Source organism: Streptococcus sp. 27098_8_134 (assembly GCF_041431675.1).
Taxonomy (GTDB): Bacteria; Bacillota; Bacilli; order Lactobacillales; family Streptococcaceae; genus Streptococcus; species Streptococcus sanguinis_R.
This window is the reverse complement of record NZ_JAPVYD010000001.1, coordinates 800,780-813,799: the sequence shown is the minus strand read 5'-3', so window position 1 is coordinate 813,799 and position 13,020 is coordinate 800,780. Positions and strand designations below refer to the sequence as shown.

The window sequence follows — 13,020 nt, the reverse complement described above, 5'->3', positions numbered from 1 at the left end:
GTTTTAAAGTCAAGAGATGCAATAGTGACTTTTTGATTTCTAGTGAATATTGTTGAACTTTATTGCGCTAAGCAATGTAGAAAAATTGGAAAAACAAGGAGAAGAAAATGACAGATAAAATTTTACCTTTGGGTTCAGTTGTAACCCTCAAAAATGGTGATGATAGCGAAGTGATGATTGTTTCACGAGCTAGTGTAATCGAAGTGGAAGATGGTAAAGGAGGGACTAAGAGTGTCTATTTTGACTACGGTTCAGTAGTTATTCCGAACGGGATGCAGACACCAGACAATTTGTTCTTTTTCAATAGAGAAAATGTCAAAGAAGTTTTATTTGAGGGATATAGAAACGAAGATGAGAAGGCTTTTGAAGAGCATTATGATACTTGGATGAAGTCAGCAGAAGTTCCAAAAGGTTCTATTTAAATAATGATATGAGAAGAATCGCTATATTAGAGCGATTTTTTTCTTGAGATCACTTCGTTTGTGATATAATCGCAGTCGAAATGTCCTTTCAATGTACTTTCTGATGAAAAGATTATGGGAAAGATATTTAGAGATGTTTTGAGTAGCGCAAGAAATAAAAAATACCATTAAATAAAGACAATAGATAACACCCTGAGCAATAATATTTGAATATTAATCGGCGATAAATCAGAAGTACCTTAGGGAAGTAAGACATACCGCAATTGAATCGGGTCAGTATATTTGGATTCAGAGTTATATATCATAGTATCTAAATTTAATTAGGTGCTATATTTTTTGTCACAACAGTACAATCTGCTTGTGAATAACTGTTTGAAAGTTTGAATATTGATACAATTCGTGATAAAATAAGACTAATATTTGAATGAGACTAATCAATATAAAATTTATTAAAGCTTGTTATGATAGGTAAATGTTGTTTAGGAATATTTATAACTTACTTATTGATGCTAAATATTTTTTAAGTCTTTTAAGCTAGAAAGCAGAGATGAAATGTTGAAAAAATCAAGTCGAGTTTTAGTGATATTTTTATTGTTATTGTTTACTGGAAGCACTGTTTATGCTAAGGACGGTGAGTTAGATTTAAAAACAGATTCGATAACGCAAAAAAAGCAACGTTCCCAAGGTAATGAAATTGAGCATATTTATGCGCCCAACTTATTTATGGATAGAATAGAGCAAGAAGCGACGAAATCTAAAACTGATGCTCAGGAAATGCTTAAGACTGCAAACCAAGCTAATTTCAGTAAGAAAGAAGTTCGGAGTGGTGATGGACTCGACCTCCAAGTTTATCGACATGCTCTTTTTCAGAACTATCAGGTTTCTGACAATATTATTGTAGACACAGAGGAATCAGGGGCCACAATGATATGGTCAATTCTTGGTGTAGTATTATTTATTGTAGCAATGATTTTAATTGGAATTTATTTAGGAAGGATTTTTCATGGGGGAAAAATATTTAAACGCAACAATTAGGTATGAAGATAAGGAAATAGATATTCGCTTTTCTAAACTATTATCTTTACAGGGAGTAAAGATGTTAATGTGTTCAAACAATCTAGATAAAACATTATCTATTCATCAAAATAATTGGCATTTAGAGGTTCGAGGAAAGCTTCTAAGAATAGAACAGCATAGAGCTTTAAAGGAATATCCATTAGGGGATGGAGATGTATTGGAGGTAATTATAAATGAGTGATAAAATTGAAATTAAATATAGCAAGGAAAAGGTCAAGGTTATTCTGCCTGCCAGCCATTTTTCTCGTCAAAAATTATCTACAATTGAAAATTATGTGGATGCTTCCGTGACATTAGAAGATAATGGTTTTTTATCACTAATTTATGATAAGCCAAAATATTCTTATAGTCTTAAAGAGCTTATTGCGGAAGAGATGACAGAAGTAAAGCGTTTGGAGTTGGCTCAGAAAATGGAGTCTTTGATATTCTCTGAGCATAATTTTAAGGTACCTTATATCCATCCGAAAAATATATTTTTACAAGGAAGTGTTGTTAAGATTCTTCATTTTGGTTTAGAAGGAATTATGAGTCCTATACCTTATACTTCAGAGACGTTTCTAATGAGCTACAAGGCTTTGGTTGTCTCTATTCTACGACCAAAACTTGATTTTGAATTACTAATAGATGGTATAGCTGCAATAAGAGATTCATTGGTACAGGATATAGCTGCATGTAAGACATATGATGAAGTAATAAAATATGTTAATGAAGCTTATGACAAAGCTTATCAAGAAGAAAAGAAAACAAAGATAGTTGTTTCAAAACGGAGTTGGCGTATTTTTTCTATTGGAATGGGAATTTTTAGCGTTACAACTGTTGCTTTAGGAGCTTTTGCAGCATATTTTTATTTTTGGTCTATCCCAGTTCAGCGTGCGACAGTGGATGCACAAAGTCATTTTATTTCTAAACATTATGATGATGTGGCAGATGATTTACAAAAATTTCAAGTAAATCGTTTAGGTAAAGAAGCAAAATATGTTTTAGCGTCCTCTTATGTTCATTTAGATAACTTGTCTGAGGAGCAGAAATCAAGCGTTTTAAATACAATCACTCCATCTAGCGAGGAAAATCTTTTAGATTATTGGATTTATCTTGGAAGGGGAGACTATAAAAAATCTCTAGATTTAGCTCAGAACATTGGGGATGATCAGTTGACCCTACACGCTTATACTAATTTATATGAACAAACCCGTGAAGATAAGAATATGAAGGGTGCTAAAAAACAAAAAAAATTAAGTGAATATCGCAAAGAAATCGAAGAGCTTTCTAAAAAACTAGGTGTAAAAGTAGGTGAAGAAAAAGATGAGTAGAGAAGATAAGAAATTTTTTCACAATACAGAAAAAGAACCGGTTTCTAATAAAATTTCAGGGCAAATTAAAGTAGTTATATTTGGCAAGCGACTTTCTTTACTCACTTTTATGGAAGGCGACAGTGTTGAAGTGCAAGGACTTTTTTTCAACGTGAATGATAGTAAGGTCTACTCTAATGGAAAAGAATTAACCAGAGGAAAAAATACTATTGAAAATAAGACTGTTTTTGTCCTTGAAGAAGAGAGTGACATTTCTGTTAGTTACATTTCTCCTCCAAATCAAGATTTTATCATTTCAAAAGAGAAAGAAGCAGATCTCCTCATTCACTCGAAAGCCTATGTTTTGTTCTCCAATGGTAAAGTTTATCTCTATCCAAATGGCGGTGTCTTCTATTTGAACGAGCAATTGATTTCTTCTGATATTATTTCTGAATTTAAAAAAGGAGATAGTATTTTTGTAGAGAACTATTTTATAGAGTTTTTAGAAAATCAATGGCAAATTTCATCGTTCTTTGAGAAAGCAAATTTCAATACTCAAAGTGTCCTGTTGGAAGAGAAAAAGTCAATTTATCAATCTAATTTCCCAGTTTATCGTCGTAGTCCTCGAGTACTCCCCACGATATACGATAAACGTCAGAGAATAGAAAAACCTAAAAATCCCCCAACAAAACCTAAAAATGCTATTTGGCGAGCAATTGTTCCGCCTTTAGGTATGGTTGCTCTTTCTGGCTTGGTAGTTGTTCTAATGGGACGAAATGCCATTATGATGTTGAGTATGGGGGGCATGAGTGTTCTTACAGCTGCATTTTCAATTACGAGTTATTTTACTGATAAAAAAGAGTATAAACAAAAGAAGATAACAAGGGTAGAAGATTACGAGGCGTATTTATTAAAACAATTATCCACTCTACATAAGCATTATGCAGAGGAAAAGAATATTCTATTTTATCAGCAACCGAATATCAATACGTTAATTGATATGATTATGCGTTATGATGAACGTCTCTATGAACGCTTACCTTTTAATGAGGATTTTATGACTGTCTCGCTTGGCTTGGGAGATATTGATAGTCAGCTTCAAATTGATTATCAAACGGACTTTTTAACCAAAGACAAGCTGACAATTTTTTCTCAAGATTTGTTAAAGACTTATGAGAAACAAAAAGGTGTTCCTGTTACGACAACACTTGCTCAGAATATTGTTGGGCTGGTTGCTCAACATGACATAGGTCAGTTGTTTATCCAGCAACTTTTATTGCAAGTTGCAGCTTTTCATTCTTATCACGATGTAATATTTGTTAATTTGACTTCGCAGGAAGATTATGATCAAATTTGGAAGAAATGGCGGTTTTTACCTCATTTTCTGTTACCAATGATTAATGTTCGTGGTTTTGTACATGATGATCGTACGAAAGATGCTGTACTTACAAGTCTTTATCAAGTATTACAGTCTCGCATTCAAGACAAGGAACAGAAGGAAAGAACCTTTTTACCTCAGATTGTGATAGTCATTTCAGATGATCGCTTGTTGTCTGGTCATGCTATCAACGAAAGCCTTTCACGAGCAGATTTGGCTTCTTTTGGAGTAACTGTTATTTGGGTAAAAGAAAGTCGTCGTCAATTACCTGAAACGGTAACCACGCTTATTGATTTAAAGAATGGAGATACAGCTACTTTAATCAATAATAGAGGAATATATGTAAACCAAGTTTTTACTCCGTATCCGTTGATAGATGATTATGAAGGTGCTGTTCGTAGTTTAAGTAATCTAGTTCATGAGGAAACTCAAAAAAATGCACTTCCTGATGCAATTACATTCTTAGAATTGTATAATGTGGAACAGGTTGATGACTTAAATATTTCTAGCCGATGGGCTCGAGGAGATACATCGAAGAGCCTTGCTGTTCCACTTGGGGTTCGAGGAAAAGATGATATTGTCTACTTGAACTTACATGAGCGTGCTCATGGTCCCCACGGTCTTGTTGCCGGGACAACAGGATCGGGTAAGTCGGAGATATTACAATCTTACATTTTATCGCTAGCATTAAACTTTAGTCCAGAAGATATTGGTTTTCTCCCAATAGACTTTAAAGGTGGAGGGATGGCAAATTTATTTAAAGATTTGCCACATTTGATGGGCGTTATCACAAACTTAGATGGAGCAGGAATCCAGCGCGCGTTAGCTTCTATTAGAGCAGAGTTGCAAAAGCGTCAACGCCTATTTGGTAGATTTGGGGTCAATCATATTAATGGATATACAAAATTATACAAGGAAGGTCGCTCTGGAATAGAGGGAGATTTCCCTACTGAGCCGCTTCCACATCTATTTTTGATCTCGGATGAGTTTGCTGAGTTGAAGCAAAATGAACCTGAGTTTATGACAGAACTTGTAACAACAGCGCGTATTGGACGTTCCCTAGGGATTCATTTGATTCTAGCTACTCAAAAGCCTTCAGGAGTTGTTAATGATCAAATTTGGTCTAATTCTCGATTTAAGTTGGCACTCAAAGTGGCGGAAAAAGCGGATTCAAATGAGATTATAAAAACACCAGATGCTGCAAGTATTACTCAGCCAGGTCGTGCCTATTTACAAGTTGGGAATAATGAAATATATGAACTTTTTCAATCAGCATGGAGTGGAGCACGATATGCGCCAACAGTGAAAGCACGTAGTGAAGAAGTTGACAATCGGCTTTGGATAATCAATGAACTGGGGCAGTATGAACTCGCTACTACAGATTTGTCTTACTTGGAAGAGACGGTCAGCACAGATGCTAATACTGATGAGACTGAACTAGATGCTGTTGTGGAGTATATTGCTCAACACGCAAAGAATGTAGACCTTTGTATACCAGCTAAGCCATGGTTACCTCCGCTTGATGAAGATATTACGTCACCGGTTTTAACTACGAAATGGACAGAGAAGAAACTTCACAAAGCTCCTTTTGCTCTAATGGATATTCCTTCAGAGCAGGATCAGCGGATGCTAGAGTTTGATTTAGAAGAGTTTAGTCACAGTATCATTTATGCTTCCCCAGGGTTTGGGAAATCTCAAGCACTTCAGACGCTAGTTATGAATTTTGCTCGGCTTAATAGACCAGATCAAATGCAATTTAACCTGTTTGATTTTGGAACGAATGGACTGTTTCCTCTGAAAGGTTTACCGCATGTGGCAGATATTGCTACTCTAGATGATGCCGAAAAGCTATTGAAGCTCCTTAAGAGTTTACAAAAAGAAATACAAAAACGCCGTGATTTATTGGCGGAATATGGAGTTACTTCTATTGAACAGTATGAGCAGAAGACAGGTCAGTATTTACCATTCATTTTAAATATTGTTGACTCTTATGATACTGTACGTGATCATCCACTCGAAAGTTCTGTTGAATCCGCTTTTCATCAGGTGTTGCGTGAGGGCGCAAGCTTAGGTATCTATTTGATAGCAACAGTTCTTCGGAACACTACTATGAAGTTAAGTATGCGAAGTAATTTTGCTACACAGTTTGTTTTGTATTTGGTCGACAAGGATTCTAAAAAAGATCTTATTGGTTTTGATGCTCTAGCTGATCAAGTAATTCCTGGTCGTGGTCAGATTAGATTTGAAGAACCTATTCGTTTTCAAGTATACCTTGCAACAGAAGGAAGTTCCAATCTTGAAAGACTACAGAGTTTAGAAAACGCTATTGAGGTAATGGATAAGTTATGGGATGGCCCTAGACCAGAAGCCGTTCCAATGCTGGCTAATGAAATTACTTTTGAGCAATTTGAAAATGATGTAGCTGTCCAAGAGGAACGGCAAAAATACAATATTCCAATTGGTTATGATAAGGAAACAACGTTGGTTCGCTCTATCGAACCAATGAACTATGAATTTATTCTTCTCATGGATGATACTCCTTCTCAAACATATAGTATTGAGCGTACGATATTATCTGCTTTTTCAGAGTTTTCTGGGAAAGTTGATCGCGTAGTGGTTGATACTGATGGACGTTTTGTTGGTATGAATGAATATTTTGATACTAGAATTGAGGAGGCGAATATTAGCCAATTCCTTGGTGAACTATTAGGAATTATTCAGTCTGGTAAACGTAGAGAGCAACCAATGTTTGTTTATCTTCCAGATATAAACTTAGCTGGTGATAAGATTGTACTGATGGATAAAGATGTAAATACTTTGTTCACAAAATCTTCGTCGGTCAACATTCATTTGATTTTCCATGGTTATCAAAGTGGCATAGTTAGCAAATTCACACCGTTCTTCAAACGGCTTCGCCAAAATGTTCCAATGGGAACGTTTGGTACCATCTTTAACGAACAGAAAGTTGTGCCTGGTCGTACTCAATACAATGAACCGTTGGTTGAACTTAATGAAACACAGTTCTTCGTTGGTAGAAGTGTTCATCGTTTGAGAATTCCGCAAGAAAAATAGGTACATAAAGCTTCCATAATAATTTCTGAATATGCTATAATAGAAGAAATCCTACTATTTGTAATAATTATAATGATTGTAGGATGTATATTATCATAAATAAATTATAAATATTTTGATGATAATGTTAAAATCAATTTAGGAGAAAAATCCATAATGGGTATAAAAAAAGGAAAAAATCACTTGCTTAGGAAAGGCTTGGCTATTTTATGTATAGTAATTACTGCAGGACTTCTTATCTATATGGGACAGTCAGATAGCCTTTCTTTTGTTCTAGGGACTAAAGAGAAGACACATCTTCGTATTGGGATTGTAAATCAAGACGAAGGCGAACAGTTAAATAGCGCTCAATATAATTTTGGAGATGATTTTACAAAATTACTAGCAAAAGATGAGAGAAAAAAAGCAAGTTGGAAAGTCATGTCTAGGGATCAGGCGGAGAGTCAGTACAAAGACAATTCCCTCGAAGCTATCATTTACATTCCTAAAGATTTTTCACACAATATATTGCAGCTATCTAGTTTTAATCCTGAAAAGGCCAAAATTACATATAAAGTAAAAGATTCTGTAAAAAAAGAACAGTCGCTTGAGATGGCCCAGCAGGTTGGAGATTATGTTAATAGTTTGAATCAGAAAACAATTCGTCTGTACTTTACAAGTGTCATTAATAACCTTGATGATGCTAAACTTCAGATGAATACAATTGTTGGTGACGAGTCTGATATCTATGATTCTTTATCTACTTCAATTGTTCAACCTGCTGATAGGAGTATCAAATCAATAGATTCGATCCCTTCAATTGCAGAGAGTGTTCAGTCCTCTAATAGATCATTTGAGCAAGCGACATCAACTTTCAAAACTTCAACTGCTGATTTATTAAAAAGAAATGCCGAATCTTTAATGGGCCAAACAGATCCAATTTTAAAGTATAAGCAAGTTCAATCACAAGTTGCTAATCATAATGCTCAGGTGGCGGGAAACTCTGTTAAGAATCAGTATGATAAAGATAACAAATTATATCTTGACCTTTATAAAAATTCAATAAGTTATTTACATCTTTTTGGGAATACAGAATCACCTACTGAGCCAAATGAACCAGATTCTTATTTGCTTCGTTTAGCTAAGCACATAGAAAGTTATAATGATAAAATAAATCATTCTCAAGAGCAGATTGAGCAATCTCAAAAGGAACTGGAGTCCATTAGAAACTCTCTTGAGGGTTCTCGTGACCAAATTTCCCAGAATTATTTTAATGGGGTGCAGGTTGATACAAGTTCTTTGGGAGATGATAAAGATGCGATTTTAAAAGCTGTTAGTGATGGTGTGGATAAAGATAATGTGAGGCAGGCGCTGGCCAAACAGGTTGTTAATACTTTATCAGATTCAGATGAGTTGCCTGGAGATTATACTAATTATGTAAATAGTACAATTGCTTCTATTAGTGTTAATTCTGGGGATTACGCGACCTTATTTAATAAACTAAAAGAGTTTGGGGCTTTAACAGATGACCAAATTGCTTCTTATTATGCAAAATTAAACTTGTTAGCTAGCTATGCTAGTGTTAAAGGTGCTACTACTGGCTCAATGCCAGGCTATACTTTTATAACGGTAGCTAATGATTCTTTGCCGTCAACAGATGCAAAAACAGTTACAATGGAGCATGTTTACCCTGAGATGACTTCTGAAGGAAATGGGGGTAATAAATATACTGCAACTACTATCCGTGTGACGAATATACAGGTTCAAGGGGCTCAGGGAGCTACGGTAGTTCCAAGTGTTGATAGTATTTCTGAACCTACTAGTCTCCAACTGCAAATTCAGCTTTCTCCTAATTATGGTCTCAATACGGTTGCATTTGATCTTGAGATTGGTAGTGAGAGAATACCTTTACAATACAGTTTCTTTTATGATAACAATAAGGGAAATGATGCATTAATTAAGACAGATTTGTCTAATATTTTTGAACAACTATCTAGAATTGATACCGCGGCAGCTACGATTAAGAACCTATATGGAAGCCCATCTTCGTCCTACGATATTGATATTGCTAATCCAGCAAGTAACTCAGTTGCAAAGATGTATGGGAATATTTCGCCATCGTCTGTAGCGGATAAACTACAACCAGAAGATGTGGACCAATATCGACAGTCAGGGATTGAATTATATGTTAAGTTAAGTGCAGAGATAAATCGACTTCAGAAAAATACCGCTTCTCTTCCACAACTGACAAAAGAAGAATTACCGAATGATTATTTTGCTGCAATTGTTGGAGAACTATCTGATTGGCATCAACAAGCCGTTGACGATTTAAATAAACAGTATGAAGAGTGGAAGAAAAATAGTCCAGAACTTCTGGAAGTTTCTCCAACAAGTTCTAGTGACAGTTTATCTAATAATAGACTTTATACAACTGATGATAGTAGTAATAGTTTGCTAGATATTGTTACAAAGCTTGCATCTAGTACTCGAAATACATCTGATACAATCGCCTCTAATGGAAATGCAATCGGATCTATGGATACGCAATTTAACACTTTAGCAGAGCAAGCTAAAAGGGTCCAAGGAGAAGTGAAGGAAGTTCACCAACAAACAGAGTCGCTTATTAAGAATCAGGCCAAAAATATTGAAGATAGTACTGAGTTTAATAAAAACTTTCAAGGAGTATTATCGAATGCTCGTTCAAACGGAACAGATAACCAAGCTGTTTTGAATTTCTTATCCAATCCTGTTGTAACTGAAAAAACAAGCCAATCTGGTGTTTTATCAAATACTCCAATATGGGTTTACTTACTCGTAATCTTACTTTTAACCAACATTGCTACGGGTCTGACAATTAGAGAGTACGCTCATAGAAAGAAAGAGAAGATGGTTGAAAAAGAAGAAGAGGAACAATTTGAATAGGTAGAATCTTAGCAATAGAAATGCTACTGGAAGGTGTAGAAAGTAATGATGAAACTTGTGTATATCATCTATACTTAGCTTCGTTTATTCAAGTAGTTCTTGAATTATTGGATAAGGCTGTGATAGAAATGTCACAGCCTTATTTTAAATAGATAAGTAAAAGTATAGAAATCTAATCTTAAGATTAAAGTGACAACATAAAAAACGGGAATTGAGGCTCAAATAGCTGACTTTAATGATTTCTCAAAAAATTTATTAAAATTGTTTGAGAAATCTGCTGCTTGGAATATTAAGTAGGTGGACTAAATAAATATTTCGTATAGATTTTGTACAGAAGGCTGTTTCCCTTTCAAATTTTGAGATCAATTTCCCTTTTTGCCTCAAGTGTCTATTTCAAGATTTTAGAGCGGAGTAGTTTTGTATCTCTATGTTTCTTTGCTTGGGTTTTGGTCAACAATTAGTATAACATATAGATGTTTTTTAAGTTTTAGGAGGCTAACTTCAGTTTAGAGCTTACTACCTATTATTGATTCCACTTTTTTGTACTAAAACAAACACAGAACCGTCTTCTAGGTTTTCATATCGGGTTAAAAGTGATAAAATAGTAGGCAGGAATTGGAGAGACGAGATGCCAAAAGAAGTGAATTTGACGGGCGATCAGGTATTGGCCCTTACGAGAAAATATCTGGCTGCGGAGGATGTGGCCTTTATACAGAAAGCTCTGATCTATGCGATTGACTGTCACAGTGGGCAGTTTCGTAGGTCGGGTGAGCCTTATATCGTGCATCCTATTCAGGTGGCAGGGATTTTGGCCACACTCAAGCTAGATGCGGTAACGGTTGCCTGCGGCTTCCTGCATGATGTGGTTGAGGATACCCGTGCGACGCTGGATGATTTGGAAAGAGAGTTTGGGACGGATGTGCGCGTGATTGTGGATGGGGTTACCAAGCTGGGTAAGGTCAAATACAAATCTCACGAGGAGCAGCTGGCAGAAAATCACCGTAAGATGCTGATGGCCATGTCAGAGGATATCCGGGTTATTTTGGTCAAACTGGCAGACCGTCTCCACAATATGCGGACGCTCAAGCATCTGCGCAAGGATAAGCAGGAGAGGATTTCCCGAGAAACAATGGAAATCTACGCACCCTTGGCTCACCGCCTGGGGATTTCCAGTGTCAAGTGGGAACTAGAAGATTTGTCTTTCCGTTATCTCAATGAAGTGGAATTTTACAAAATTTCCCACATGATGAAGGAGAAGCGTCGGGAGCGTGAAGAACTGGTAGAAGAGGTGGTTCAGAAGATTGAGACCTATGCTGGCGAGCGCAATCTGCACGGTAAGATTTATGGCCGGCCCAAGCATATCTACTCGATCTATCGCAAGATGCAGGACAAGAAGAAACGTTTTGATGAGATTTATGATTTAATCGCTATTCGCTGTATCTTGGATACTCAAAGTGATGTTTATGCTATGCTGGGCTACATTCATGAGCTTTGGCGGCCGATGCCGGGGCGGTTCAAGGATTATATTGCCAATCGCAAGGCCAATGGTTACCAGTCTATCCATACGACCGTTTATGGCCCCAAAGGTCCGATTGAGTTTCAGATTCGGACCAAGGAAATGCATGAGGTCGCTGAGTATGGGGTTGCGGCTCACTGGGCTTACAAGAAAGGTGTAAAGGGACAGGTAGACAGCAAAGAATCAGCCATCGGGATGAATTGGATAAAGGAGCTGATGGAGCTGCAAGACCAGTCTAACAATGCCAAGGACTTCGTTGACTCGGTCAAGGAGAGCTATCTAGCTGAGGAAATTTATGTCTTCACACCAGATGGCGCAGTGCGCTCTCTGCCTAAGGACTCGGGTCCCATTGACTTTGCCTATGAGATTCACACTAAGGTCGGTGAGAAAGCAACTGGAGCCAAGGTCAATGGCCGCATGGTACCCCTGACAACCAAGCTTAGGACAGGGGATCAGGTGGAAATCATCACCAACGCTAACTCCTTTGGCCCTAGCCGCGACTGGCTCAATATTGTCAAGACTAGCAAGGCCAGAAATAAAATCCGTCAGTTCTTTAAAAATCAAGACAAGGAGCTATCTATCTCCAAAGGACGGGAGCTCTTGCAGGCTCAATTCCAGGAGCATGGCTATGTAGCCAATAAGTACATGGACAAGAAGCACATGGAAGAAGTGCTGCAGAAGACCAGCTATAAGACTGAAGAGGCGCTTTTTGCGGCGATTGGCTTCGGTGAGATTGGCGCGATAAGCATTTTCAACCGTCTGACAGAAAAAGAGCGCCGTGAGGAAGAACGGGCCAAGGCCAGAGCAGAAGCGGAGGAATTGGTTAAGGGCGGCGAAGTCAAGGTCGAAAATAAAAAAGACACCCTCAAGGTCAAGCACGAAGGAGGTGTGGTCATTCAGGGGGCGTCTGGTCTCCTTATCCGGATTGCCAAATGCTGTAATCCTGTACCGGGTGATGATATTGTCGGCTATATTACCAAAGGACGCGGTGTAGCCATTCACCGGCAGGACTGCATGAATCTCAAGGCCCAAGAAAATTACGAGCAGCGGCTGATTGATGTGGAATGGGAAGACAACAACACGACCAAAGAGTACACAGCTCACATTGATATTTACGGTCTCAACCGCTCTGGTCTCCTCAACGATGTATTGCAGATTCTGTCCAATACCACCAAAAATATCTCAACAGTCAATGCTCAGCCAACCAAGGATATGAAATTTGCCAATATCCACGTTTCTTTTGGTATTGCTAATCTATCCATGCTGACGACGGTGGTGGATAAGATCAAGAGCGTGCCAGAGGTCTACTCGGTCAAGCGGACTAATGGATGATTCTTTTCGGAAATCATTATCGAGCTGTAAGTA

At 37.3% G+C, this 13,020-nt stretch carries 7 protein-coding genes; all 7 read left to right on the top strand.

The window, feature by feature from the left end; genetic code table 11:
- Positions 1-107: 107 nt before the first annotated feature.
- The 7 genes from O3620_RS03785 (at position 108) to O3620_RS03755 (ending at position 12,987) form a co-directional block, all read left to right on the top strand.
- Positions 108-422: a DUF4176 domain-containing protein gene (locus O3620_RS03785; RefSeq protein ID WP_002919815.1), complete on the top strand. Its 315-nt coding sequence runs from the start codon at positions 108-110 to the stop codon at positions 420-422.
- A gap of 552 nt (positions 423-974) precedes the next feature.
- A complete protein-coding gene (locus O3620_RS03780) occupies positions 975-1,457 on the top strand; it encodes a type VII secretion EssA family protein (protein ID WP_002919814.1) in 483 nt (160 codons plus the stop codon).
- Positions 1,426-1,680: a hypothetical protein gene (locus O3620_RS03775; RefSeq protein WP_002916152.1), complete on the top strand. Its 255-nt coding sequence runs from the start codon at positions 1,426-1,428 to the stop codon at positions 1,678-1,680. The genes O3620_RS03780 and O3620_RS03775 overlap by 32 nt, the downstream gene beginning before the upstream one ends.
- Complete coding sequence (gene essB, locus O3620_RS03770; RefSeq protein WP_002919813.1) at positions 1,673-2,809, top strand: type VII secretion protein EssB; 1,137 nt, start codon at positions 1,673-1,675, stop codon at positions 2,807-2,809. The genes O3620_RS03775 and essB overlap by 8 nt, the downstream gene beginning before the upstream one ends.
- Positions 2,802-7,238, top strand: coding sequence for a type VII secretion protein EssC (gene essC, locus O3620_RS03765; protein ID WP_002919812.1), 4,437 nt, complete (start codon positions 2,802-2,804; stop codon positions 7,236-7,238). Before essB ends, essC begins: the two co-directional genes overlap by 8 nt.
- Before the next feature lie 156 nt (positions 7,239-7,394).
- Positions 7,395-10,139: a type VII secretion protein EsaA gene (gene esaA / locus O3620_RS03760; protein WP_004188947.1), complete on the top strand. Its 2,745-nt coding sequence runs from the start codon at positions 7,395-7,397 to the stop codon at positions 10,137-10,139.
- Between the two features lie 628 nt (positions 10,140-10,767).
- Entirely contained in the window at positions 10,768-12,987 is a 2,220-nt protein-coding gene (locus O3620_RS03755; RefSeq protein WP_002919810.1) for a bifunctional (p)ppGpp synthetase/guanosine-3',5'-bis(diphosphate) 3'-pyrophosphohydrolase, read from the top strand.
- Positions 12,988-13,020 lie beyond the last annotated feature (33 nt).

Bases quoted from the DNA above. Each gene is read 5' to 3' on its own strand.
- O3620_RS03785 (WP_002919815.1), top strand. From the start codon at position 108: ATGACAGATAAAATTTTACCTTTGGGTTCAGTTGTAACCCTCAAAAAT.
- O3620_RS03780 (WP_002919814.1), top strand. From the start codon at position 975: ATGTTGAAAAAATCAAGTCGAGTTTTAGTGATATTTTTATTGTTATTG.
- O3620_RS03775 (WP_002916152.1), top strand. From the start codon at position 1,426: ATGGGGGAAAAATATTTAAACGCAACAATTAGGTATGAAGATAAGGAA.
- essB (WP_002919813.1), top strand. From the start codon at position 1,673: ATGAGTGATAAAATTGAAATTAAATATAGCAAGGAAAAGGTCAAGGTT.
- essC (WP_002919812.1), top strand. From the start codon at position 2,802: ATGAGTAGAGAAGATAAGAAATTTTTTCACAATACAGAAAAAGAACCG.
- esaA (WP_004188947.1), top strand. From the start codon at position 7,395: ATGGGTATAAAAAAAGGAAAAAATCACTTGCTTAGGAAAGGCTTGGCT.
- O3620_RS03755 (WP_002919810.1), top strand. From the start codon at position 10,768: ATGCCAAAAGAAGTGAATTTGACGGGCGATCAGGTATTGGCCCTTACG.